The sequence below is a fragment of the Variovorax sp. SG517 genome, assembly GCF_013376045.1.
Classification (GTDB): Bacteria; Pseudomonadota; Gammaproteobacteria; order Burkholderiales; family Burkholderiaceae_C; genus Variovorax.
On the sequence record NZ_JABMJG010000010.1, the window covers coordinates 171,970 to 196,623 of the forward strand.

The following is a 24,654-nucleotide window of genomic DNA, read 5'->3' on the forward strand; positions in this document are numbered from 1 at the left end:
CTGCCCGGTCGGCGGTCACGACACCCACCACGACACCACGAAGAACGGCCCCGGCTCGCCCGGCACAAGGAACAGGATGTCGCCTCTGCCGCAGGTCGGCCCGCACTTCAAGCCGAGGTAGCGGACCGTGATCCGGGGCTGAGCCTTGCCGGAGAGCAGGACGGATGCGATACCCCGCTCCAGGAAGTCCGCGACCAGATGCTGGGCGTCGGAATCGGCAGGGCCCTGCAGCGCCTGGCAACCGTTGGCATCGGCAGTCGATCCGTCACCCGCCGCCTTCAGCAGCGCGGCGGCTCGTCGTCCCTGGATGAGCGCCTGGCGCTCGGCCTCGGTGGTCCATGCGGTCGGCGCAGCGGCGGCCATCTGCTCCAGTTCGCGACGCGGAAGCAGCACCGTGGCCGGTCCGCCGGGCACGGCGATGCACGGTCGGGGAAGCTCCCCCGGAAGCGCGATCGAACGCGATTCGTCGACTTCCTGGCCGGCAGCAGGGCGAGCGGCTTGGGCGGGCGGGATGGAGCTCATGAGTGCGAGTGCGGCAAGGACGGTTGAGGCCAGTCTGTGCATCCGCAAGACTGTACCCCGCCCCCTTCCGCATCGCTTTCCGCGATCCAGTTCACGGTGGCGTCGCGCACCGGAGCCACCGGGCAGGCGCAAGTCTTCTCGAAAACTGAACACCTGTTGCCCGATCCGGCCTGTCGCCTGAAGGGCAGCCTGCCTACAGTCTCCTCCCCAACAAGGAGACAACAAGTGAGCGATGAAGATGTCGATGTCCTGGTCGCAGGCGGCGGCGGGCCACGGGGCGTGCTTGTCGAGGCCTGCCCCGGGAAACAGCGCTGGCAGGCCCCGCTCCAGTGGCCTGGCCCTGATGCTTTGCCTCCATCTGGGTGCCGCGATGGCACTGCTCGCCCCATGCCCTGCGGCAAGTTCGCCCACGGAGTCTTCCGTAGTGCCGCGTGCCGCGTGATGCCCTCGAAAAGCGCTCGCCAAACCCTGTCGGCCCCGGCACGGACCCGATCACCCATACGACAACCCGAGAAGACTCCGATGAAAAAGCGAAAATTTCTGCACGTCACGGCCCTGGCCGCCACCCTTTTCCTGGCAGGGCATGCGCATGCCCAGGACTTCCCGCCGAAGAAGCCTGTCACCCTGGTGGTCGGTTTCGCACCGGGCGGCGCGGCCGACGCCGCTGCACGCCTGATCGCCAGGAAGCTCGGCGAAGACATCGGCCAGACGGTGATCGTCGACAACAAGGCGGGTGCCGGCGGCAACATCGCTCACCAATTCGTGGCCAACGGCCCCGCCGACGGGTCGATGCTGTTGCTCGGTTCCATTGGACCGTTGACCATTGCACCGCATGTGATGAAGGTGAGCTACGACCCGTTCAAGGATCTGGCCGCGGTTTCCGGTGGCGTCAACTTTCCCAATGTGCTGGTGGTGCACAAGGGCCTGGGTGTGAAGACCTTGGCGGAGTTCGTGGCCCTGTCGAAGAAGAAACCCGGCAGCGTCGACTTCGCCTCGACCGGTGCCGGCTCCGCATCCCATTTGGCCGGGGAGCTGTTCAACCAGCGAGCCGGCATCGACATGGTGCACGTGCCTTACAAGGGCGGCGCCCCGGCCCTGCAGGACTTGCTGGGCCAGCGCATCGCCTCGTATTTTTCGGCGCCGCCCACTGCATTGCCGCAGATCGAGGCCGGCAATCTGATTCCGCTCGCCAGCACGGGCCTGACCCGTCCGGCCTACATGCCCAACATCCCGACGGTGGCGGAATCGGGCTATCCCGGCTTCGAAGCCCTCAATTGGTACGCCTTCGTGGCACCAGGCAAGACACCGGCGGCTCTCCTGGATCGCTGGAACCATGCCATCGTCAAGGTACTGGCCGACCCTGGCGTGAAGGAGGCATTGAACAAGCACGGCTTGACACCTCAGCCAACCACCCGTGCCGAACTCAGCGACTTCATGAAAAAAGAGGACGCCAAATGGAGTGCGATCGTGCGGGACCGCAAGATCACCGCAAACTGAATCCGATGATTCATCGAGCCCGCGCAATGCAGCTCAAGGCAACCGCGAAATCCTCTGCGTCAACAGATCGAAGAACCCCTGCGCATCGCCTTCAGCGATCCAGTTGACGTTGGCCGGCTTCTTCAATCCGCCGTACCAGTCGACCACCGTCTGCCCGAAGCCCAGCCCTTCGCGGCTGTCGACTTCCACGTTGACCTTGCGGCCCCTGAAGAGCGAGGGCTGCAGCAGGTAGGCGACCACTGTTGCGTCGTGCACCGGCCCGCCGGGCAGGCCGTAGTACTGCATGTCGTGCTGCACATAGGCGTCGAGGATGTCGGCCACGGTCCTGCCCGCCTGGTTGCGCAGGCCGCGCAGCTTGGCAATGCGCTCGGGGCTCGTTAGCACCTTGTGCGTGAGGTCCAGCGGCAGCATGGTGATGGGCACGCCGCTCTTGAGCACGATCTCGGCCGCGTGCGGATCGGCGAACACGTTGAACTCCGCCGTGGGCGTGATGTTGCCGCCGTTGAAGTGCGCGCCGCCCATGAGCACCAGTTCGCGCAGGCCGCGCGTGATGTCGGGCGCCTGTGTGAGCGCCAGCGCGAGGTTGGTCTCGGGGCCGAGCATCGCGAGCGTCACGCTCTTCTCGGGCGCGGCGCGCAGCGTGCGGATCAGGTAGTCGACCGCGTTGCCGTCGGCCAGCGGCTGGCTGGGCTCATGCACCTTCACGCCGGTGATGCCTTCGCTGCCGTGGATGTCGGCTGCGTAGATCGGCGTGCGCAGCAGCGGGCGCGGCGCGCCGGCGTAGATGGCGATGTCAGGCCGCTTCGCCCACTCGCGCGCCAGGCGTGCATTGCGCGAGGTCTTGGCAAGCGGCACGTTGCCGGCCACGGTGGTGAGCGCCTGGATCTTCAGCTGCTCGGGCGAAGCCATCGCGAAGAGCAATGCGATCACGTCGTCGGCGCCGGGGTCGGTGTCGATGATGAGCGTGTGCGTCGTGGCCGGCGTGGCGTCCGCGGCGTGGGCTTTCGGAGCGATGAGGCTGGCGGTCAAGAGGGCAACGAGTCCGAGAAAAAGAATCGGGAAGAGCGCGGCGAGGCGCGATGGCAGCGCCGGTGCTGCGGGCCTGGAATGCATGGGGAAGACTCCTTGCGGACGCTGCGGAAGAAGCGCCTCTCGAGTCAGTCTGCCAGAGCATCGCGCGGCAAGGACACTGGATCGTGATGGCATTTTCGATGCGCTCGTGCGCGGCTGCAACGTTGCGCAAACCAAGGCGTTAGCGCATCCGAAAGGCCGAAACTGAAAGTGCGCAAGGCACGGCGAAGAGGTTTCATTCGCCGTGTTGCGAAAACGCCGCTTGATCAGCCCCCGACAGAGCCCGATGGCCGCAGCCGCCGAGCGAAGAAAGCCAGTATCTCGTCGCGCGCAGCCACCGTCGGCTGCCCCGCCTCGTCGATCAGGTGCGCCGTCACCACGCTGTGCGGGCTCGCCACCACCTGCGCGAAGAAGGGCGGCGTCTGGGTATTGGCCGCGCTGTCGGGCAGCACGCGCGCCACGAAGCGGTCGCCCAGCGCCTGCTGAAAGGCCGCGAAGCGCTGCGCCCTGCAATGCCTGTCGCCCTCGAAGCGGTAGGCCATCACGGTCAGGTCCTCGCGCTCCAGCCGCTCGCGCACTGCAGCCAGTTCCTCGGGCGCCATGTTCGTCGCCTCTGGCTTGTCCATCGGCAGCGAGGGTTGGCACATCACCGGCGCGAGCATCGCTGGCTCCAGCATCATCGAGAGCGCGAAGTTGCCGGTGAAGCACATGCCGATCGCGCCGACACCGGGCCCGCCGCACTCTGCGTGAGCGAGCCGCGCCAGCGCGCGCAGCCACTGCGTGACCGGGCTCGACTCGTTGGCCGCGAAGGCGCGGAACTCGGCGCTCACGCAGGCGCGCTTGAACACCGCGATGCCTTCCTCCGCACCGGGCACGGCGCCGTCGCGGCCGAAGAGCGACGGCATGTAGACGGTGAAGCCCGCATCGCGCACCCACCGTGCGAAGCGCGCCACGTGCGGGCTGATGCCGGGCATCTCGGTCATCACGATCACGGCCGGGCCCCGGCCCATGACGTAGACCTTCTTCTCGATGCCGTCGAGCGTGATCTGGCGCGCGGTGAAGTCGTCGAGCGGGTCGTCTTCGGTCAGGGGGCGTTGCTGCTGTTGTGCCATGAGTTTTTCCTCCGGTGTTCAGTTGACCTGTGCCGCATCGACCAGATGCTGCAGATGCGCATAGCCCGCGCTGCGAGCGAAGTCGGGCAGGTGCCAGACCTTGCCGCCCACGCCCCATGCGCCGGCGGGCACTTCGTTCATCACCACGGAGGTGGCGAGCCGACGCCCGTCGTCCGCCGGCAGTGCTTCCTCGAATGCAGTGTGAACGCCCGCGACGAAGAGCGCGCGCGATGCGTCGTCGAGCACGCCGGCCGGCAGGTACGCGAGCACGGTGCAGGGCAGCAGCTTCGCCGTCACGTCCGCACCGCCGCAGGTCCAGGTGCCGGGGGCGGCTTCCTCGACCAACACCCAGCACATGGCTCGTGCACGAGGCTCATCGGGCATCTGTTCGGCTGCAGCAGCCGCTTCGTTGATCTTGCGGACCAGCAGGGCGCGGCTCTCGCCTGGAAACGAGCCATGGGGAATCTTCACGAGGATGGTGGGCATGCGGATGTGGCCTGAGGAGCTGCGAAGCTTGTATTGGACGTTCGGCGTCGACAGAATGGCAGTGTCCAATTCGACTCCTTTCAGGCTTTATCGGCCAACCCTCCAGATGCATGACTTCACCGTGCTGGTGCTGCCCGGCGCCTTCAACTCCAGCGTCGCAGTCACGATGGACATCCTCGCCGCAGCTGAAGCGATGGCCGCCCGCGCAGGCGTCGCGCCGCCTCGCTGGCGGCTGTGCTCGGTTCATGGCGGACCGGTGCAACTGCGCGCCGGCATGAGCCTCGACACCACGCGCCTGCCCGTGCGCCCGCGCGACGATCGCTCCACCTGGGTAGTACCGGGGCTCGGCCTCAACACCCCCGGCGAGATCCGCCGATGCCTCGAAAGCGACGAAGCAGCCAAGGCCATCGCCGCCCTCGCGCGTCACGCCAAGTCAGGCGGCCAGGTCGCCGCCTCGTGCTCGGCCGTGTTCCTGCTCAACGCCGCCGGCCTGCTGCAGGGCCGGCGCGCAACGATCTCATGGTGGTACGCCCCGCTGCTTGCACGCATGGCGCCCGGCTGCACCGTCGATGCCGACCGCATGGTGTGCTCCGACGGCCCCGTCGTCACCGCGGGCGCCGCCTTCGCGCAGACCGACCTGATGCTGCACCTGCTGCGCGAGCGTTGCGGCAGCGCGCTCACCGATCTGGTCTCGCGCATGCTGCTGATCGACGGCCGCCAGGCGCAGGCGCCGTTTATCGCAGCGGAGGTGCTGGCCAGCGGCAACGATCTGGTGGCGCGGCTCGCGGCGCGGGTCGAATCGGCATTACCCGAGGCGCCTGCAGTGAGCGAACTGGCGCGCGAGTTCTGCATGTCGGAGCGCACGCTCTCGCGCCACATCCACAAGGCCACCGGCAAGAGCACCCAGGCGCTGGTGCAGAGCGTGAGGCTGCGGCGCGCCCGCGCGCTGCTCGAATCCAGCCGCATGACGGTCGAGCAGGTGGCGGGGGCGGTGGGGTATCAAGACGCCACGGCACTGCGGCGCCTGATGAAGAAGGTGGCCGGAGCGAACCCCAGCCGCTACCGCGCCTGAGCAGGCGCGGCAGCTATCGCCATTACTTCTTGCGTGCAGCGATCGCCTGCTCGGCCTTCGCCACCAGATCGGCGCCGATGGTCGACTTCCACTTGTCGTACACCGGCCGCGTCGCCTTCACGAACTCGGCGCGCTCGGCCGGCGTGAGGCTGGTCACGGTCACGCCCATGCCGGCGATGTCCTTCAGCACCGGCTTGTCGGCCTCCACCAGGCCCTTGCGTGCGATGGCGATCTCTTCCTTGCCCGCGTCGATGGCGGCCTGGCGCACGATGGCCTGGTCGGCCGGCGTCCACGAGGCCCAGATTTCCTTGTTGACCACGAACACCAGCGGGTCGGCCACGTAGCCCCAGGTGGTCACGAACTTCTGGCCCACCGTCTGCATCTTGAGCACCGTGAACAGGAAGAGCGGGTTCTCCTGGCCATCGACAGCGCCGCTGGCCAGCGCGGGCTGCGCGTCGGCCCAGCTCATCTGCGTGGGGTTGGCGCCCAGCGCGGTGAACATGTCGGAGTAGATGGGCGAGCCCACCACGCGGATCTTCATGCCCTTGATGTCGGCCGGCGACTTGATCGGCTTCTTCGAGTTGGTGATCTCGCGGAAGCCGTTCTCGCCCCATGCGAGCGGCACCACGCCGGCCTTGTCGAGCGTCTTGAACATCTCCTTGCCGACCTCGCCCTGCGTGAGCGCGTCGATGGCCGCGTAGTCGGGCATCAGGAAGGGCATGGAGAACAGGTTGAGCTGCTTGACCTGCGGCGACCAGTTGATGGTCGAGCCCACGGCCATGTCGATCACGCCCTGGCGCAACGCGCTGAACTCGCGCGTCTGGTCGCCCTGGATCAGCGACACACCCGGGTACAGCTTGATGTTGATGCGGCCCTGCGTGCGCTCCTTCACCAGGTCGGCCCAGATCTTCCCGGCCTGGCCCCACGGCGTGGGCGGGCCCAGCACCAGCGACATCTTGTATTCGGGCTTGTAGGCGGCCTGCGCCATGGCGCCGGACGAGAACATGCCGAGGGCGACGGCTGTGGCGGCGAGGCCGAGCAGGGTGCGGCGGAATTTCATGATCAAGGCTCTCCTAATAATGGTTCTGCGACGGGACGGACGAAAGAAACAAGGAAATCAGTAGCCGAGCTTGCGCGGCAGCCAGAGCGCCAGTTCGGGGAAGACGATGACCAGCACCATCACCACGAACATCGAGAACAGCATCCAGCCCACCCAGCGCACGGTCTCTTCCATGCGCACCTTCGCGATGCGGCACGACACCATGAGGTTGACCGCCAGCGGCGGCGTGAACTGGCCCAGCGCCACCTTCAGCGTGAGGATCACGCCGAACCACACCGGGTCCCACTTGTAGTACTGCACGATGGGCAGCAGCAGCGGCACGAAGATCAGGAAGATCGACACGCCGTCGAGGAACATGCCCACGGTGATGAGCAGCAAGATCAGCAGCGCCAGGATGCCGTACTCGCCCAGCCCCGAGTTCACGATGGCGCGCGTGACCGGGTCGATCACGCCCAGCGTCGAGAGCGAGTACGCGAAGATGCCCGCCAGCGACACCACCAGCAAGATCACCGCAGAGAGCTCGCCCGACTCGCGCAAGATCACGAACAGGTCGCGCACCTTGATGGTCCGGTGGATGCACATGCCCACGAAGAGGCCGTAGAACACCGCCACCACCGCCGCCTCGGTCGGCGTGAACCAGCCCGCGCGCATGCCGCCCAGAATGAGCACCGGCGCAGCCAGCCCCCAGGTCGCTTCGCGAAAGCTCTTCCAGAAGGGCGGGCGCGGCAGCGTGGCTTCGAGCGCGCCCATCTTGTGCTTGCGGGCGAGCCAAACGGCCGGAATCATCAGCGCCAGGCCGGCCATCACGCCGGGCACCATGCCTGCCGCGAACAGCGCGGGCACCGAGGCGCCGGGCACCAGCACCGAGTAGACGATGAAGGCGACCGAAGGCGGAATGAGGATGTCGGTGGCCGCCGCCGCGCCCACCACGCTGGCCGAGTAGGCCGCGGGGTAGCCCGCGCGCGACATGGCCGCGATCATCACCGCGCCCACTGCAGCCGCATTGGCCGGGCCCGAGCCCGAGATGCCACCGAGGAACATCGCCACCGCAATCGCCACCAGCGGCAGCATGCCCGGGCCGCGCCCCACGATGGCAATGGCAAAGTTCACCAGCCGCAGCGCCACGCCCGAGCGGTCGAAGATGGAGCCGACCAGCACGAACATCGGAATGGCCAGCAGCGGATATTTGCCCAGGCCGGCATAGAAGTTCTGCGGCACGGCCAGCAGGCCGAACCACTGGGCGTCGCTGTTGGCCAGCGCGATGCAGGCGGCGCCCGCCAGGCCCAGCGCGGCGCCGATGGGCACGCCCACCAGCATCATCACGACGAAGGCAACGAAGAGCAGGGTGGCGATCACGATGCGCTGCCCTTGCTGTTGTTGTTGTCGTCAGCGTCGCCGTGCGTCGTCTCGCGTCCGCGGCGGATCATGAGGCCTATGGCCCGCAGCGCGATGCCGAAGGACACGATGGGCAGCCAGATCGAATACCACCACGAGGGCAGGCCGATGCCGGGCGTCGTCTCCTCGAAGCGGTAGTCGTCCCACACCATGCGGATGCTGAGCGCGCCGATGAGCGTGAAGAGCACCGCGATCATCAGCGCGCCGAACTGCGCCAGCCGCTTGCGCCGCGCCATCGAGCCGCTTTCGGAGAAGTACTCGATGCGAATGTGCCGGTCGCGCGCCACCGCAGCCGAGCCGGCCACCAGCGCCAGCATGATCATCAGGAACACCGAGAACTCTTCCGTCCAGGCGAAGGAAGAATCGGTGAAGTAGCGGACGATGACGTTGGCAAACGTGATGAGCGCCAGCGCGCCCATGATGATGACCGTGAGCCAGTCCTCGATGGCAAGGGGAACCTTGGTCGGTTCGTCTGCGGCTTCGATGTCGGGGGGAATGGGGCTGGCGGCGTCCAGCGTGGGGCCGGACTCGGTTGGAGTTGTCATCGCAGGATGGTCAGTGAGGCACGCACGAACGCCATGTCACCGGGCGGACGCCGGGACGCGTTCCGTACACCTCGACAGGGAAACTGTTACCGATGCTAGGGGGTCCATGACCATTCATGTATCGGGGGTTTCCTTAGCCGCTCGGCTTGCGGCTGGCTCCCTTGGAGCGGCTTTCGGGGCGTGTGCACAGGCCGCCGGGGGGACTCCCCTCCGCGAATGTCCCCCGGCCTTCGGCCTCCTCCTTTATTTCGCTGCGGGGAGTACCCGGCGCCCTGTGCACGGGAGTGCGGCTGGGAGGTTTGGGGGTGGCTTCGGTGGATTGCAAATGGACGTGCGGGGCTTGCCACTGAGCTTTCGTGAGAGATGGGGCCGGCGAAGCAACAGCCCGAAGGGCTGTTCTAGAAGGCGGACCCGCAAAGCGAGCGAACGAAATGACCCAAACTGGCTGTACGACTTCTTGGGAAACGGCCGGTCGGCTCACGATTGTTCGAGACGAACTTATCAACCAGCCGAAGATGCCCTGAATCGGAGCGGCAAACGAACTTGAAAAGACGGGCTTCAAAGGACTTGCTACCTCTGTCAGGAGATGTCAACGCGTGATCACTCCGTGAGAGTTGGAGTGGCGCTGATAGCATCTACGCCATTTCACCAAAGCAATCTTTCGACCATTGCGCGGCCAGGCATTGAGCATGAACCAATTGATCGCGATCCTTCAACAATGGCTCATGGTGGCGGTTGGCTGGTATCAAACGCTCAGCAATACACCGTGGTGGCCGATGGCAGTTGGTATTGTTGGATTGCTGGGCACGCTGTTTGGTGTGGTCCGTGGCGTAACAGGGGTTAGGCAATACTTGCTCAAGAAGCATGCCGCGAAAGCGCAGGCCTTCCAGGATGAGGAGGCGCGGCTGAAATGGTTTCAGCCGCAGGATTTCCTGGCAGCGACGCAGGACTATTTAGAGCCCTACTGCTCCAACGTGGACCCAAGCGACCGCGAAGACCTGCGCAACACGGTGGCAGTGCGTGAGGCCGTGCTCGCCGCCCTGGATCGAGAACTTGATGCCGATGACAACCGTCACATTCTTATCCTGGGCGACTCGGGAATGGGGAAGACGACTCTATTGTTGAACTTGGTTTCGCGAGAGCAACGGCGCCGCGCAAGTGCACGCCGTTTTGCTCTGATCCCGCTGGGCGAACCAGGTGCCCTTGATGCCTTGCGCGCCATTCCTGCGAAGCGCGAAACTATATTGCTCCTAGACGCCTTCGATGAGGACCCGCGCGCGATTGAAGATGCAAGCGCGCGCATGACAGAAATCATGAGCGCGGCTTCGGCTTTCAAGAAGGTGCTCATGACATGCCGAACGCAGTTCTTCGCCTCCGATCGCGAGATCCCGCAGCAAACAGGTCTAAGGCGGCTCGCTGCCCGCAGGGCTGGGGAGCCGGTTGGATATCAATGGCGTACCGTTTACCTTGAGCCTTTTGACAGGAAGCAGATCGACCGATACGTGCGAAACGCGATCCCTTGGTGGAAGCTCGATCAGCGAAAAAAAGCTCGTCGCATCGTCGCCGACGTTTCCGATCTCGCGGCGAGACCGATGCTGACCGCTTTGATTCCGAAGCTGGCGAAATCTGACCGCGAAGCACACAGCCTGTGGGACCTGTATGCCTTCATGGTCGATCAGTGGATCGATCGCGAAAGCAGCTGGATTGCGCAAGGCACGCTGCGTAAGCTATCGAAAGCTATTGCCGTGGAACTGGTCTTGCAGCGCAAGGCGCGCGGTGGCGAGAGGATCTCGAAGGCGCAGTTGATGAAGCTTGCCGACGTGCAAGATGTACCAGTGGAGGGGTGGAAGCTGACTTCGCGTTCGCTGCTGAACAGAGACGCTGATGGGCTATTCAAGTTTGCGCATAGGTCGATCCTCGAGTTCTTCTTTGTTGAATCCTTCATAGAAGGCGCTCAGCGTTGCCTGAACGTGAAGTGGACTGACATGATGTGCGATCTGTTTTTGAGCTGGGGTACATCGACTCACGCAGACGATGCTTCGGCTCTTCGCCTGCTTGAGATGGACTTTCGCGAAACCGGCCTCTTCCCGGTTGTCGATCGCCACGAACCCTCCACGAGGATCGATGCAAGCTGGGCAAAGAAGGCCTTGTCGGATCGGAACACAACGGGCAAGCGAAGCAAATTCCCGAACGCTTGGCGCATCGCCGTCGCTCACGTCGTGCAACGCATGACCGTGCTACGTGCGTATGACTTTGCCGATGGGCTTGTCTGGCAGATACAAGACACACACGAGATACTGGATCGGGACGAGCGGTGGATTTACCACTGTGATAGGTATTCGCTTCTGGGCTCCGATGCGAAGAAACGTGACTGGGCAGTTGTTGACCTGTACGAGCTGGAACTGCTTTGCGACATCCTCTACAACCGAGAGATCCTGCATGCCGCAATTGACGAGCGGGAGCTGTACTGGCTATCGGACACGGACGGAATCTACTCGAGCTTGGCTCGCGTACGTTCAAGTGACAACAGTCAGGCGTTGGAGTTTCCTGATCTGGAACTGCTGCACAGCGGAAAAAGTAGCGCAAACCGTACCTATGTGATCGACGTCTACAGAGTGGCTACAAAGGGCCTCCCCGTAGGAAAGATTCGTGCAATGTCGATCCTCGCTCATCATGGCGATGCCGCTGCCATGTACGCTGACGATACGGATGCGAAGGGCACAACGTTGTGGGACATCAAGCGCGAGCACAGGGTTCCAGTGTCCAAGGACCGTTTAGCCAGAGGCAGTTAGCTCGAGCTGAAATTAAATGTGCTCGACCCTGCATGGGACTGCTTTCGACTGGGTGCAAGTCTTGAGTGAACCAAAACTTCTCGGCGCCTGCCCATCTGGAGCCAATATCTGACCCAGTGTGCTTCATATCTACCTGTAGTAGCTGCGAACAAACTGCCACACTCGCCCGTGCAGAGGCTGGCAGTTTCCTATGTCAATCGTTAAGGATCTGACCACGTATGGCCGACTTGCGTTTCCTCTACAAACCCCACTACGGAACGAGCCGTGCGCTTGTGATTGGTATCGACATATATAAGACCGTGTCACCTTTGGGCTACGCAGTCAGTGACGCGACCGCAATAAAGGAGACGCTCATCGCCGACCTGGGTTTCGCTGAATCTGAAGTGACGCTACTGACAAATGCAGCGGCCACCAAAGAGGCTATCCAGAGAGCGTTTCAGCGTTTTGCTAAGGAGGATGTCGGCCTTGATGACAAGGTGTTGGTGTTCTTCGCAGGTCACGGCCACACTCGAACCGGCATTCGGGGAGAAGTTGGATACCTTGTGCCGCACGATGCGGATTTGGACGACTTCTCGACATTTATACGTTGGGACGAGTTCACCCGAGATGCTGACCTGATCCGGGCCAAGCACATGTTGTTCATCATGGACGCTTGCTATGGAGGCTTGGCTCTAGTGCGCACCGCCGGCGCGGGAAGTACCAGATTCCTCAAGGACATGATGCTTCGGACGTCCCGCCAGGTCCTCACAGCTGGAAAGGCTGACCAGGTGGTCTCAGACTCAGGGGGGCCTATTCCGAACCATTCCGTTTTTACGGGGCATCTTATCGAGGCGATTCAGGGCAAGGCCGCAACTCCCGACGGCGTGCTAACCGCTAGTGGGGTTATGTCGTATGTGTACGGGAAGGTCGCCAATGACAAGAACTCCAACCAAACCCCTCACTATGGCCACATCGATGGAGATGGCGACATGGTTCTCAGGGCACCCGGTTTGGACAGCCTTGAAGAGACTGACACGAAAGACCTCGACCGGCTTGTATCGATCCCTTATCCAGACCCAATAATCGAAGTTGACAGTACCGACCTTAAGGTTGGAAAGGCCAAGAGCCTTCTTTCTAGTGAGACTGGCGCAATCGGTCTCCATGACCTACTCAGTTCCGAGGTTCGGCGATTCCTTGCTGCAACCGCTGACGATGCGTTTGCGCCATCTAGTAGCTTCTCGCCAGAAGAGCTTGTGTCTCGCTTGACTCGATATGAAGCAGCAACGATAGACCTCTCTGTACTCCTCGCATGCATATCGCAATGGGGAGGTCCACAGCATCTTGCGACGCTGCAAAAGTGTTTGGCCCGATCTAGTGATCGGCTGGAGTCAGCGAGCGGGTTATCAGCTTGGCTGGCCCTGCGCTGGTATCCGCTCTTGATGGAGTTGTATTGCTGTGGTGTCGCAGCAATAGATGCCGGGCGATTTGACTCGCTCGCTGCGGCATTTGGAACACGACTTCCCAGTACCGACTCTCATCGTGAATCTGGTACCTTTGTCGAGGCTGCTTCTGACGCTATCCTTCAATTGAATCGGTCGAACGCTCTAAAGCACATCCCCGGTCACGAGCGCAACTACACCCCGCTGAGTGATTACCTGCTAAAAGTCCTGCAGCCGAAACTTGATGACGCGCTCTTCCTCGGCAAGAACTATGAAGCTGCATTTGAAACCTTTGAGGTTTACTTCGCACTTTGCGCTGCGGACGCCGGCGTGGCCAAAGGTGCCCATTTCTGGTGTCCGATTGGCCGTTTCGGATGGAAGCATTCCGTTTTGTTGCGAGTGTTAAAAGAGGCTGAAGCTCAACAACGTAACTGGGCCCCATTAAAGGCGGGCCTTTTTGGCGGTGATATTGCTCGATTCACGAAGGTCGCCGATGAAGCAAAAGATACAGTGGGTAGGCTTCATTGGTATTGAGCTCAAAGAATAGTTACTGCAATAAGTAAGATCCTCCTTGCTCCACAGCAGTTAAGCAGGAGTAAGACGGGCAGGGTAGTACATATTTCGCTTTGGATAGCGCGCTCACAAATGACCCCTTGCGAGTGAATGACAGACTTTGGCCAAATTTTTCTGTAGCGCCTGAGCAATACGATCAGCATGCAATGCACGGTTGCCGCCGAGGTCTGGTCATGCTCAACTAGGCCGAAGTCCTTCCCTCACGAAGGTTTCAGTAGTCCCTCCTCAACGTCTCCGTCCCCCAGGCCGGGCTGCGAACTCGCAGCCCGGCCGCCAAATGTCAGCCTCAGCCTCCCGCTCGCCGCGCCTTCTCACTCATCTGAAACAACTCCCCAGCCTTCCGAGCCATCTCAGCCGCAAGCCAAAGCAGGTTGTTCAGTTGCCGAGGCCCATCCCCGCTGCACCAGTCGATCTCTTCCCCGTGGCAGACCCACAGAAGAGCTTCAAGCTGAGTAAGGGTGTTTTCAAGAAGATCCGCAGGGTCTTGTTGGGCGGTGTCTGCGGAAGCTACCGGCGTAGTTGGCCGGGCTATAGTCTTGGTAGCCATTTTTGTGCGTTCCTTTCAAGGTGGTGCACGAACTTGGTTAGACGGCCGGGGTGCTCGTAACACCCTGGCCGTCGCCTTTTGATACCTCGCATCTGCATCAGTGCTTTCGCACCGACAATCTGCCGCGAGGCAAGCAGCCTTCAAACATCTCGGTGGTGGATTGGGTGTGCGGGCCTTTCTGCTCCCCTTGGCGGGGCATCGAGTGACAGGGGCATTCACTCTAGAGAAGAAGCCGGCAAAGAAGCCGCTGCTACAGCACGAAGTCACGCAGACTGCCAACTAATGCAGCTTCCGCAACGCCCTGTGCGAAGACCCCACGAGGCCGCGCTGTGCCAGTGAACGGAGGCAGCAGCGGCACTCAACGCTCAGGCCGATGGGGTGCCTTGCGCAGCGAAATAAAGGAGGAGGCCGAAGGCCGGGGGACATTCGCGGAGCAAGGTACCCCGTCGGCCTGAGCGCCCCCCGGAAAAAGAAGCTCAGTCCATCCAGCCCCGAGCCCGGTCCAGATGCTCACGGCACTCGCGCACCATGCGTTCCAGCAGTTCCGCGCAAGTCGGAATGTCGTCGATCAGCCCGATGCACTGACCGGCCGAGACCACGCCGCCGTGCACCTCGCCCGACTCCAGCGCCGCACGTCCGCGCGCGCCGGCCACCAGCGGGCGCACGTCCTCGAACTCGCAGCCGCCGGGCCGGTTTTCGGTGGCCACCACTTCTTCGGAGATGGCGTTGCGAAACACGCGCGCCGTGTTGTGCAGGGTGCGGAACATCAGCTTGGTGTCGCGCTCGGTCGCCTCCACCAGCGCCTGCTTGATGTTGTCGTGGATCGGCGCCTCCTTGGTCACGCAGAAGCGCGTGCCCATGTTGATGCCTTCGGCGCCCAGTGCCAGCGCCGCCGCCATGCCGCGCCCGTCGGCGATGCCTCCCGACGCGACGATCGGAATGCGCAGCTTGCGCGCCGCCACCGGCAGCAGCACCAGGCCGGGCACGTCGTCCTCGCCCGGATGGCCCGCGCACTCGAAGCCGTCCACCGACACCGCATCGACGCCGTTGCGCTCGGCCGAGAGCGCATGGCGCACCGAGGTGCACTTGTGGACGATCTTCACGCCGTGCTGCTTCAGCGCCGCGATGAAGTCCTTCGGGCTGTTGCCCGCGGTCTCGACGATCTTCACGCCGCTGTCGATGATGGCCTGCACGTACTCCGCATAGGGCGGCGGCTTCACGGCCGGCAGGATCGTGAGGTTCACGCCGAAGGGCTTGTCGGTCATCGTGCGCGTGCGCTCGATCTCGCGGCGCAGGTCGTCGGGCGTGGGCTGCGTCAGCGCGGTGACGATGCCGAGGCCCCCGGCGTTCGACACGGCCGACGCCAGCTCGGCGCGGCCCACCCATTGCATGCCGCCCTGGATGATCGGGTAGCGGATGCCCAGCAGTTCGGTGATGCGGGTCTTCATCGTTGCGGCTTCTCGCTTACAGCGCCTTCACCAGTTCCGGCACAGCCGTGAACAGGTCGGCCACGAGGCCGTAGTCGGCCACCGAGAAGATCGGGGCCTCTTCGTCCTTGTTGATCGCGACGATCACCTTGGAGTCCTTCATACCGGCCAGATGCTGGATGGCGCCCGAGATGCCTGCGGCGATGTACAGCTGCGGCGCGACGATCTTGCCCGTCTGGCCCACCTGCCAGTCGTTCGGGGCGTAGCCCGCGTCGACGGCTGCACGGCTGGCGCCGAGGCCGGCGTTGAGCTTGTCCGCCAGGGGCGCCATCACCTCGGTGAACTTCTCTGCACTGCCGAGTGCACGGCCGCCCGAGACGATGATCTTGGCTGCCGTCAGTTCAGGACGCTCGCTCTTCGTGACTTCGCGGCCCACGAAGCTGCTCTTGCCGCTGTCTGCGACGCCTGCAGCCGATTCGACGGCTGCGCTGCCACCGGTGGCGGCTGCGGCGTCGAAGCCGGTCGTGCGAACGGTGATCACCTTGGTCGCGTCGCTGCTCTGCACGGTGGCGATGGCGTTACCGGCGTAGATCGGACGTTCAAAGGTGTCTGCGCTCACCACGGCCGTGATGTCGCTGATCTGCGCCACGTCCAGCTTGGCGGCCACGCGCGGGGCGACGTTCTTGCCGTTGGCGGTCGAGGGGAACAGGATGTGGCTGTAGCTGCCGGCGATGGCCAGGACTTGAGCTGCGACGTTTTCGGCCAGGTTCTCGGCGAGGCTCGGGCTGTCGGCTGCGATGACCTTCGAGACACCCGCGATCTGGGCCGCTGCCTTGGCTGCTTCCGCTGCATTGGCGCCTGCCACGAGGACGTGCACATCGCCACCGCAGGCGAGTGCGGCAGTCACGGTGTTCAGGGTCGCGGGCTTGACGGTCGCGTGGTCGTGTTCGGCAATAACAAGTGCGGTCATGTTCAGATCACCTTCGCTTCGTTCTTCAGTTTGTCCACCAGCGTTGCAACGTCGGGCACCTTGATGCCGGCGCCACGCTTCGGCGGCTCCGCGACCTTCAGGGTCTTCAGGCGGGGCTTCACGTCCACGCCCAGGTCCTCGGGCTTGAAGGTGTCGAGCTGCTTCTTCTTGGCCTTCATGATGTTCGGCAGCGTCACGTAGCGCGGCTCGTTCAGGCGCAGGTCGGTGGTGATGACGGCGGGCAGCTTGAGCGCCACGGTCTCCAGGCCGCCGTCGACTTCGCGGGTCACCGTGGCCTTGTCGCCAGCGACTTCGACCTTCGAGGCGAAAGTAGCCTGGGGAAGATCGGCCAGCGCAGCCAGCATCTGGCCGGTCTGGTTGGCGTCGTCGTCGATGGCCTGCTTGCCGAGGATGATGAGCGAGGGCTGTTCCTTGTCGACCAGCGCCTTCAGCAGCTTGGCGACCGCCAGGGGCTGCAGTTCTTCGGCGGTTTCCACCAGGATGCCGCGGTCGGCGCCGATGGCCATGGCGGTGCGCAGGGTTTCCTGGCACTTGGCGTCGCCGCAGGAGACGGCGATGACTTCGGTGACCACGCCCTTTTCCTTCAGCCGCACGGCTTCTTCAACGGCGATCTCGTCGAAGGGGTTCATGCTCATCTTGACGTTGGCTATGTCCACTCCGGTGCCGTCGCTCTTCACGCGCACCTTCACGTTGTAATCGACGACCCGTTTGACGGGCACAAGAACCTTCATGGCTGTTCCTTTGAATGACGAAGAAGAGAAGAAGAAATGAATGGATGAGCGAAGGGCTTATTCGAGCTTGGCGCCGGACTGCTTGATGAGGCGCTCCCACACCGGGCGCTCGGCCTTCCATGCAGTGGCGAATAGCTCGGGCGAGCTTTCCTTGACCTCGAAGCCCATGGCCGCGATGCGCTCGCGCACGTCGGGCTGCTGCGTGGCCTTGCGCACTTCCTCGGCGATGCGGTCCACGATGGGCTTGGGCGTCTTCGCGGGCACCGCGATGGCGAGCCAGCCGGTCACGCGGTAGGCCTCGTCCTTCAGGCCCTGCTCGGCCAGCGTGGGTACATTGGGCAGCGTGCTCATGCGGCGCTCGCCGCTCACGCCGATGGCGCGGACTTTGCCGGAATCGATGTGCGGCTTGGCCACCAGCGCGCTGGCATAGGCCATCTGGATCTGGCCGCCGATCAGGTCCTGCATCATCGGCGCCTCGCCCTTGTAGGCGACGTGGCTCATGTCCGACTGCGTGGCCAGGCTCATGTGCGCGCCGGCCAGGTGCGGGTACGCGCCGATGCCGTAGGAGCCGTAGGCCACCTTGCCCTTGTTGGCGACGACGTACTTCAGAAGCTCGGGGCCGGTCTTGGCCGGCACGCTCGGGTGCACCACCAGCACCAGCGGCGCCGCCGCGATCTGGTAGACCAGCGTGAGGTCGCGCGCCGTGTCGTAGGGCAGCTTCTCGTAGAGGAACTCGTTGGTCATGAGCGAGTTGCTCAGGCCCAGCACGATGGTGTAGCCGTCGGGCGCCGACTTGGCGACCGCGTCGGTGCCGATGATGCCGGCCGCGCCCGGCTTGTTGTCGATGATGACGGGCTGGCCCATGCCGGCCGACATCTTCTGGCCGATCACGCGTGCGAGCACGTCGGTGGCGCCGCCTGCTGCGAAGGGCACGACCATGCGGATGGGCTTGTTCGGGTAGGGGGCCTGCGCCTGCGCTGCGGGCAGCACGCACAGCGTGGCGGCGGAAGCGGCGGCGCACAGCAGGGCGCGGCGGTTCGGAAGGCGGAAGGTGGTCATGGCTTGTCTCTGTCTCTCGGTCTTGGTTTCAAAAAATCGTCGGCTCGCCGTTACTGCGTTACTGCGTGGCGATGCGCGTCTTGAAGGGCAGGGGCTCCAGCGCCTTGTGCAGCCGCTCCTGCAGCGGCGCGGCCAGCGAGCCCGCCGCTGCGCCGTCGATCTGCACGCGCACGAGGCTCTCGCCTTCGGTCTTCACCACGGGCCGCGCGGCCTCGGGCACGCCCAGCTCGGTGCAGACTTCAACGACGGCGGCGTTCACCACCTGCAGCGCGGCCATCGCGCGCAGCTCGGGCTTGTAGATCTTTCCGACGTTGGTCATCGGCATGGTCGCGATCACCGACACCCACTTGGGCCGCGCCGGAGCCTCGTCCACGCGCGCGGAGGTGAAGGCCAGCAGCTCTTCTTCGGTCGCCGAGGCGCCGGGCACCAGCGTCGCGAAGATCACGGGCAGTTCACCCGCGTAGGCATCGGGCGCGCCCACTGCCGCGCACAGCTGCACGGCGGGGTGCGCGCCCAGCGCGTCCTCGATGGTCTTGGGGTCGATGTTGTGGCCGCTGCGGATGATGAGGTCCTTCGAGCGGCCGGTGAGGTTGAGCCGCTCCTCGTCGTCGATCCAGCCCAGGTCGCCGGTGGCGAGCCAGCCGTCGGCGGTGAAGGCCTTGGCGTTGTCCGCAGGGTCGACGAAGCCCGAGAACACGTTGGGCGACTTGAAGAGCACCATGCCCTGCTCGCCGCGCGGCATCTCGCGGTCGCTGGCGTTGCCGTTCTCGTCGAGCGCCACCACGCGCATCTGCATGTACGGCAGCCGAAAGCCGACGCAGCCCGCGGGCCCGTTCACGCCCGGCGGCGTGATGGTCGAGATACCGGCCATCTCCGTCATGCCCAGGCTCTCGTGCACGTGCAGGCCGAACAGGCGCTCGAAGCGCGCGGCCAGCTCGGGCGCGAGCACGGCGGCGCCGGTGCGGCAGTAGGTGATGGAGGAGATGTCCGCGCCGTCCAGCGGCACGTTGGCCAGCGCCGCCAGCACGGTGGGCACGGCCGACAGCGAGGTCGGGCGGTACCTGGCCACCAGCTTCCAGTAGTTGGCCAGCACCTCCTTGTTGCGCAGCAGCGAGGGCGTGGGAATGATCACCTCCACGCCAGCCGACAGCGACGACAGCGACGCCGGCAGCACGCCCGCCACATGGAACAGCGGATAGCCGTTGATGGAGATGCCGTTCTCGTTCATGCCCGCGACCTGCACGCTGGCCCAGGCGGTGAACACCTGCGCGCCGTGGCTGTGGCGCGCGAGCTTGGGCGCGCCGGTGGTGCCGCCGGTGTGGAAGTAGGCGGCGATGTCGGCAGGCGCGATGTCGCGGCCGCTCACCAGGCGGTCGTCGGGTTGCGCGGCGCGCAGCACGTCGAAGTCGGCGACTCCTTCGGGCAGTGCACCGGCCGCGCCGGGCGCCTCGTCGTGCGGTGCCACGCGCAGCACGGTGGTGAGCGTGGGCACCTGGCCGCGCAGGCGCATGGCCTTCGACCACATGCCCGATTCGGCATCGGAGCCGTAGGCGATCAGCACCTTGGCGCGGCCAGCGGTCATCAGCGCGACCAGCTTCTCGTCGGTGAGCAGCGGGTTCAGCGGCTGCACGATGCCGGCGGCCTCGCCGCCCCACAGCGCGAGGTGGTACTCCAGGCAGCCGGGCAGCAGCACGGCCACGGCGTCGTTTGGCCCCACGCCCAGCGCATGCAGCATGTTGGCGGTCTGGTGGATGCGCGCGAGCAGCTCGGCATAAGACCAGCGGATCGGCTCGTCGGCCGGGTTGCCGGTGCGCAGGAAGGTCAGCGCGGTCTTGTCGCCGAAGGCATGGCCCGCGTTGCGGAAGATCTCGTAGGTGCTGCGCACCGTGAGCGCCTGCTCCAGCGGCGTCTCCTCGAGCTTGCGGATGTCGGCGAGGCTGCGCACGGGCAACGCGGGGCGGAACGGCGTGCCCACCGGGGTGCCGTAGTCGTTCTCGTATTTCTGCTTCTGCGTCATGTCTGTCTCCTTGGTTTCTTCGCCCTGCGGACCTGTGCGTTCTACGTTCTACTGGTTCGTGATGTGGTTGTCGCGAATGACCTTGCCCCAGCGCTCGAAATCTTCCTTCATGCGAACGCTTGTCTGCTCGGGCGTGCGGTAGGCCGCGAAGGTGCCGACGCCCTGGAGCTTGTCCTGCACTTCCTTGTCGGCCAGCGCCTTCTTCAGCTCGGCGCTCATGCGGTCGATGACTTCCTTGGGCGTGCCGGCGGGCGCCAGCAGGCCGCCCCACGAGGTGGCATCGAAGCCGGGGAAGCCCTGCTCGGCCACCGTCTTCACGTCGGGCAGCAGGCTCACGCGCTGACCCGAGCCGACCGCGATGGCGCGCAGCTTGCCGGACTTGATGTGCGGCAGCACGCCCACGAGGTCGGAGAACATCGCGGGCACCTGGCCGCCGATGAGGTCGGTCACGGCCGGCGCGCTGCCGCGGTAGGGCACGTGCTGCATGTCGAACTTGCCGATGGTCTTGAGCTGCTCGGTCGTCAGATGGCCGAAGCTGCCCGAGCCCGCGCTCGTGTAGTTGAGCTTGCCGCCTTCGGCCTTGGCCTTGGCGATCAGGCCCTGCACGCCGGTCACGTCAGGCAGCGACTTGGGGTTGACCACCAGCACGATCGGAAGGTCGTAGATGCTGCCCACGGGCGTGAAGTTCTTGAAGATGTCGTAGCCGGGCGAAGCGTAGAGATGCGAGGCCAGCAGCGTGGGCGTGGCCAGCGTCACGAAGGTGTAGCCGTCGGCCGGCGCGCGTGCCGCAGCGGCAGCGCCCACGGTGCCCGAGGCGCCGCTGCGGTTGTCGATGACGATGCTTTGGCCAAGTGCCACCGACATCTTCTGCGCCACGATGCGCGAGGCCACGTCGGTGGGGCCGCCGGGCGGGAAGGGCACGATCAGCGTGATCGGCTTGGCGGGCCAGGCCTGGGCGAAGGCGGTGCCGGCCACCAGGGGCAGGGCGAGTGCGAGAAGGGCGCGGCGAGCGGGACTGCGGAGCGAGGAAAGGGATGCCATGGGTTTTGTCTACTTTGGAAATGCGGGCGACTGTCTTGTTCTTCTTCAGACGACGCCACTTGTCTTCAATGCCGCGAGCTTCTCGTCCGACAGGCCAAGAAGGGACTTCAGCACGTCGTGCGTGCCTTCGCCCAGCGTGGGTGGCGCGCTGCGCACCGGCAGGCGCTCGCCGTCGAAACGGTAGGGCGGCGCGAGCACGTTGACGGTGCCGGCCACCGGGTGGGGCTGCGTGGTCACGAGGCCGGCATCGGTGGCGCGCTTCGATTGCAGCGCCTCCAGCAGCCCAAGCACCTCGCCGCAGGGAATGCCGGCGGCGGTGAGCTTTTCGAGCAGGTCGACGCGCTGGCGCTTGGCGAGCTCGGCGTGCAGCTCGGGCAGCAGCGCGGCGCGGTTGGCCGAGCGCAGGATGTTGGTCTTGAAGCGCTCGTCGGCCGCGAGGTCGGGCCGCTCGATCACCTCGGTGCAGAAGCGCGCGAACTGCGCGTTGTTGCCCACGGTGATGACTAGCGGGCCGTCGGCCGCGTCGAACACGCCGTAGGGAACGATCGACGGATGCGAGTTGCCGTAGCGCGGCGGGTCTTCGCCCATGAGCAGCGCTTCGAGGCCGTAGTAGGCGGTGATCATCAGGCCGCAGTCGAAGAGCGCCATCTCCACGTGCCGGCCCTTCCCCGTCTTCTCGCGCTGGTAGAGCGCCGCGAGGATGGCCTGCGCCGAGTACATGCCGGTGAACAGGTCGACGGCCGCCACGCCGAACTTCAGCGGCGGCTGGTTGGCTTCGCCGTTGAGCGCCATCAGGCCGGCCTCGCCCTGCACCACGAGGTCGTAGCCCGGGCGCGCGGCCTCGGGGCCGGTGCGGTCGTAGCCCGAGATCGAGCAGTAGACGAGGCGCGGGTTCTCCTTGCTGAGCTGTTCGTAGCCCAGGCCAAGCTTGTCGATGCCGCCGAACTTGAAGTTCTGGATCACCACGTCGCACTGCCTGGCGAGATCGCGCGCGAGCTGCTGGCCCTCGGGCGTCTGCAGGTCGAGCGTGACGGAGCGCTTGTTGCGGTTCACGCTGTTGAAGTAGGCGGTCTCGGTCTTGCCTACGCGCAGGCCCCAGTCGCGGGTGTCGTCGCCGCGGCCCGGGTGCTCCACCTTGATGACTTCGGCGCCCATGTCGGCCAGCACCATGCCGCACCAGGGGCCCGCGAGGATGCGGGACAGATCGAGAACGCGCACGCCGGCAAGCGGCAGCGAAGAATGGGGCAAAGGCATGAGATCAGCTCCCTGGAAACGAGAAAGCCCCGCACGGTGCATGCGTCGTGCGAGGCGAAAGGACGGGTGGGGCAGCCCGCGTCAGGATGCGCCCTGCTTCCGGCCGCGCAGCGCCGCGAAGTCGGCCTTGCGCTTGCCCAGAAAGGCGCCGATGCCTTCGGCCGCCTCGGCATCGCCTTGCGACTCGACAATGAACACGGCCTCGGCGTCGAGCTGCTCTTCCAGCGTGGCGCGGTGGGCCTGGCGGCACAGCGACTTGATGCGGGCGCTGGCACGCTGCGGCCCGTTCGCCACCTTGGCCGCGAGCGCGATGGCCTCGGCCAGCGCGGCGCCCTTGTCGGTCAGGCGGTTGACGGCGCCCAGCGCATGCAGGCGCTCGGCCGGCATGCGGTCGCCGGTCAGGCACATCTCGGTGAGCACCTGGCGCGAGACGAACTCCGAGAGGAAGGCCGTGGCGCCGCCGTCGGGCGTGAGGCCGACCTTGACGTAGGCCACGGTGAAGAAGGCGTCGCGCGCCGACACCAGCATGTCGCAGGCCAGCGCCATCGACAGGCCCGCGCCCGCGGCGCCGCCTTCGACGGCCGCGATCACCGGCTTGCTGCAGTCGCGCAGCGCGCGGATCAGGTTGTTCAGGCCTTCGAGGATCTGGCGGCGTTCCGACGCCGGCAGCTCGCGGCGCTTGGCCAGCAGGTTGAGGTCGCCGCCCGAGCAGAAGAAATCGCCCGCGCCGGTGAAGACGATGGCGCCCACTTCGGGGTCGGCCTGTGCGTCGGCCAGCGCGGCAGACAGTTCAGCGTACAGCGTGGGCGTGATCGCGTTGCGCGAGGCGGGGTTGCTGTTGGTGAGGATGCGCACGGCACCCTCCTGCGAGATCAGGATCGTCTTGTTGTCGCTCATTGCGCTACCTCCTTGCCCAGGGCGATGTAGCGCTGCAGGTGATGGTCTTCGTCGCCCAGCTGGTGGTCGATCATCACGAGGCGCTTGGCGTAGTGGGGCAGCGGCAGCTCCCAGGTCATGCCGATGCCGCCGTGCATCTGGATGCTTTCCTGCGCCACCAGCGCGCCGATGCGGCCGATGCTGAACTTGGCTGCCGATAGTGCGCGTTCCCGCGTCAGGCGGTCACCGGTGTCGATGGCGGCTGCGGCGTTGATGACGGCCGAGCGGGCCTGTTCGATCTCCAGCAGCAGGTCCGCCATGCGGTGCTGCAGCGCCTGGAAGCTGCCGATCAGCGTGCCGAACTGCTTGCGCGTTCGCAGGTACTCCAGCGTCGCGGCCTTGGCGGCTTCCATCGCGCCCAGCGCTTCTGCGCACAGCGCGAGCACGCCGCGGCCGATGGCGCGTTCCAGCGTGGCATGGCCCCGGCCTTCGGCGCCGAGCAGCGCGTCGGCGCCCAGCTTCACGCCGTCGAACGAGAGTTCTGCAACACGGCCGCCGTCGATGGCGGGGCAGCCGCGCACCGTGAGGCCAGCCGCCTTCGCGGGCACGAGGAAGAGCGAGATGCCCGCTTCGTCGTCCACATTGCCCGAGGTGCGGGCCGAGACCAGGAACAGGTCGGCCTGCTCGCCCTGCGGAACCACGGCCTTGGCGCCGTGCAGCACCCAGCCATCGCCGCTGTGCTCGGCCTTGGTAGCCACGCGCGTGCGCTCGTAGTGCGTGTCGGCCTCGTCGTGCGCGAAGGCTGCGACGACCGCGCCGTTGATGATGTCGCCGAACTTCTCTTTCTGGGCATCGTTGCCGGCGGTGCTGATCGCCTCGCCGACCATCACCGCGCCCAGCAGCGGTTCGACCACCAGGCCGCGGCCCAGTGCCTCGAAGACCACGGCGATGTCGAAGCCGCCGCCGCCGAAGCCGCCATCGGCCTCGCTGAAGAGGGCACCGATCACGCCCAGTTCGGCGAACTGCTGGAAGATTTCCTTGCTGAAACCGTGCTGCGACTTCGCGATGCGGTCGCGCGCGTCGAAGGCGTACTGCTCGCTGATGAAGCGATTCAGGCTGTCGGCGAGCATGCGCCGGTCTTCGGTGTGTTCGAAGTTCATTGCATGTC

20 protein-coding genes are annotated in these 24,654 nt (G+C 65.1%); 4 read left to right on the forward strand and 16 right to left on the reverse strand.

Going from position 1 to position 24,654, the window contains the following annotated elements; translation table 11 throughout:
* Positions 1–15 precede the first annotated feature (15 nt).
* Positions 16–522: a hypothetical protein gene (locus tag FHT32_RS27540; RefSeq protein ID WP_176667747.1), complete on the reverse strand. Its 507-nt coding sequence runs from the start codon at positions 520–522 to the stop codon at positions 16–18.
* Positions 523–1,044: 522 nt separating this feature from the next.
* Between FHT32_RS27540 and FHT32_RS27545 the strand changes: the two genes are divergently transcribed.
* Positions 1,045–2,019 carry a tripartite tricarboxylate transporter substrate binding protein gene (locus tag FHT32_RS27545; protein WP_176667748.1) on the forward strand — a complete coding sequence of 325 codons (975 nt, stop codon included), beginning with the start codon at positions 1,045–1,047 and terminating at the stop codon, positions 2,017–2,019.
* 33 nt (positions 2,020–2,052) lie between these two features.
* On the opposite strand, the gene FHT32_RS27550 is transcribed toward FHT32_RS27545, so the two are convergent.
* The 3 genes from FHT32_RS27550 to FHT32_RS27560 all read right to left on the reverse strand — a co-directional run bounded on the left by FHT32_RS27550 (position 2,053) and on the right by FHT32_RS27560 (position 4,757).
* Positions 2,053–3,132, reverse strand: coding sequence for a nucleoside hydrolase (locus FHT32_RS27550; RefSeq protein WP_256099184.1), 1,080 nt, complete (start codon positions 3,130–3,132; stop codon positions 2,053–2,055).
* Between the two features lie 224 nt (positions 3,133–3,356).
* On the reverse strand, positions 3,357–4,202 hold the full coding sequence (locus FHT32_RS27555; RefSeq protein ID WP_176667749.1) for a dienelactone hydrolase family protein: 846 nt from the start codon (positions 4,200–4,202) through the stop codon (positions 3,357–3,359).
* An 18-nt stretch (positions 4,203–4,220) separates the two neighbouring features.
* Positions 4,221–4,757: a tautomerase family protein gene (locus FHT32_RS27560; protein ID WP_256099185.1), complete on the reverse strand. Its 537-nt coding sequence runs from the start codon at positions 4,755–4,757 to the stop codon at positions 4,221–4,223.
* Between the two features lie 37 nt (positions 4,758–4,794).
* Between FHT32_RS27560 and FHT32_RS27565 the strand changes: the two genes are divergently transcribed.
* Positions 4,795–5,760 carry a GlxA family transcriptional regulator gene (locus FHT32_RS27565; protein ID WP_176667750.1) on the forward strand — a complete coding sequence of 322 codons (966 nt, stop codon included), beginning with the start codon at positions 4,795–4,797 and terminating at the stop codon, positions 5,758–5,760.
* A gap of 22 nt (positions 5,761–5,782) precedes the next feature.
* Here FHT32_RS27565 and FHT32_RS27570 read toward each other — a convergent pair whose 3' ends face one another.
* Genes FHT32_RS27570 through FHT32_RS27580 form a run of 3 tightly spaced genes read right to left on the reverse strand, consistent with a single transcriptional unit; the run spans position 5,783 to position 8,760 of the window.
* Positions 5,783–6,820, reverse strand: coding sequence for a DctP family TRAP transporter solute-binding subunit (locus tag FHT32_RS27570; RefSeq protein ID WP_176667751.1), 1,038 nt, complete (start codon positions 6,818–6,820; stop codon positions 5,783–5,785).
* Positions 6,821–6,877: 57 nt separating this feature from the next.
* Positions 6,878–8,176: a TRAP transporter large permease gene (locus FHT32_RS27575; protein WP_176667752.1), complete on the reverse strand. Its 1,299-nt coding sequence runs from the start codon at positions 8,174–8,176 to the stop codon at positions 6,878–6,880.
* Positions 8,173–8,760, reverse strand: coding sequence for a TRAP transporter small permease (locus FHT32_RS27580; RefSeq protein ID WP_176667753.1), 588 nt, complete (start codon positions 8,758–8,760; stop codon positions 8,173–8,175). The genes FHT32_RS27575 and FHT32_RS27580 overlap by 4 nt, the downstream gene beginning before the upstream one ends.
* A gap of 689 nt (positions 8,761–9,449) precedes the next feature.
* On the opposite strand from FHT32_RS27580, the gene FHT32_RS27585 reads away from it, so the two are divergent.
* The gene (locus tag FHT32_RS27585) at positions 9,450–11,552 is read left to right on the forward strand and encodes an NACHT domain-containing NTPase (protein ID WP_176667754.1); all 2,103 of its coding nucleotides are present in this window, start codon (positions 9,450–9,452) and stop codon (positions 11,550–11,552) included.
* Between the two features lie 218 nt (positions 11,553–11,770).
* Positions 11,771–13,504, forward strand: coding sequence for a caspase family protein (locus FHT32_RS27590; RefSeq protein WP_176667755.1), 1,734 nt, complete (start codon positions 11,771–11,773; stop codon positions 13,502–13,504).
* A gap of 1,062 nt (positions 13,505–14,566) precedes the next feature.
* Here the strand turns inward: FHT32_RS27590 and FHT32_RS27595 are convergent.
* The 9 genes from FHT32_RS27595 to FHT32_RS27635 all read right to left on the reverse strand — a co-directional run bounded on the left by FHT32_RS27595 (position 14,567) and on the right by FHT32_RS27635 (position 24,646).
* Entirely contained in the window at positions 14,567–15,538 is a 972-nt protein-coding gene (locus FHT32_RS27595; protein WP_176667756.1) for a nitronate monooxygenase family protein, read from the reverse strand.
* A 16-nt stretch (positions 15,539–15,554) separates the two neighbouring features.
* Entirely contained in the window at positions 15,555–16,487 is a 933-nt protein-coding gene (locus FHT32_RS27600) for an electron transfer flavoprotein subunit alpha/FixB family protein (RefSeq protein WP_176667757.1), read from the reverse strand.
* 2 nt (positions 16,488–16,489) lie between these two features.
* Positions 16,490–17,239: an electron transfer flavoprotein subunit beta/FixA family protein gene (locus FHT32_RS27605; RefSeq protein WP_176667758.1), complete on the reverse strand. Its 750-nt coding sequence runs from the start codon at positions 17,237–17,239 to the stop codon at positions 16,490–16,492.
* A gap of 57 nt (positions 17,240–17,296) precedes the next feature.
* Entirely contained in the window at positions 17,297–18,298 is a 1,002-nt protein-coding gene (locus FHT32_RS27610; protein WP_176667759.1) for a tripartite tricarboxylate transporter substrate binding protein, read from the reverse strand.
* 58 nt (positions 18,299–18,356) lie between these two features.
* Positions 18,357–20,243 carry an acyl-CoA synthetase gene (locus FHT32_RS27615; RefSeq protein WP_371132261.1) on the reverse strand — a complete coding sequence of 629 codons (1,887 nt, stop codon included), beginning with the start codon at positions 20,241–20,243 and terminating at the stop codon, positions 18,357–18,359.
* Between the two features lie 120 nt (positions 20,244–20,363).
* Positions 20,364–21,356 (reverse strand): tripartite tricarboxylate transporter substrate binding protein, encoded by a 993-nt coding sequence (locus tag FHT32_RS27620; protein WP_176667761.1) that lies wholly within the window; start codon positions 21,354–21,356, stop codon positions 20,364–20,366.
* Positions 21,357–21,401: 45 nt separating this feature from the next.
* Positions 21,402–22,610, reverse strand: a complete 1,209-nt coding sequence (locus FHT32_RS27625) for a CaiB/BaiF CoA-transferase family protein (protein ID WP_176667762.1) — start codon at positions 22,608–22,610, stop codon at positions 21,402–21,404.
* A gap of 81 nt (positions 22,611–22,691) precedes the next feature.
* Positions 22,692–23,507: an oxepin-CoA hydrolase, alternative type gene (locus tag FHT32_RS27630; RefSeq protein ID WP_176667763.1), complete on the reverse strand. Its 816-nt coding sequence runs from the start codon at positions 23,505–23,507 to the stop codon at positions 22,692–22,694.
* Complete coding sequence (locus tag FHT32_RS27635; RefSeq protein WP_176667764.1) at positions 23,504–24,646, reverse strand: acyl-CoA dehydrogenase family protein; 1,143 nt, start codon at positions 24,644–24,646, stop codon at positions 23,504–23,506. Before FHT32_RS27635 ends, FHT32_RS27630 begins: the two co-directional genes overlap by 4 nt.
* Between the last annotated feature and the right edge of the window lie 8 nt (positions 24,647–24,654).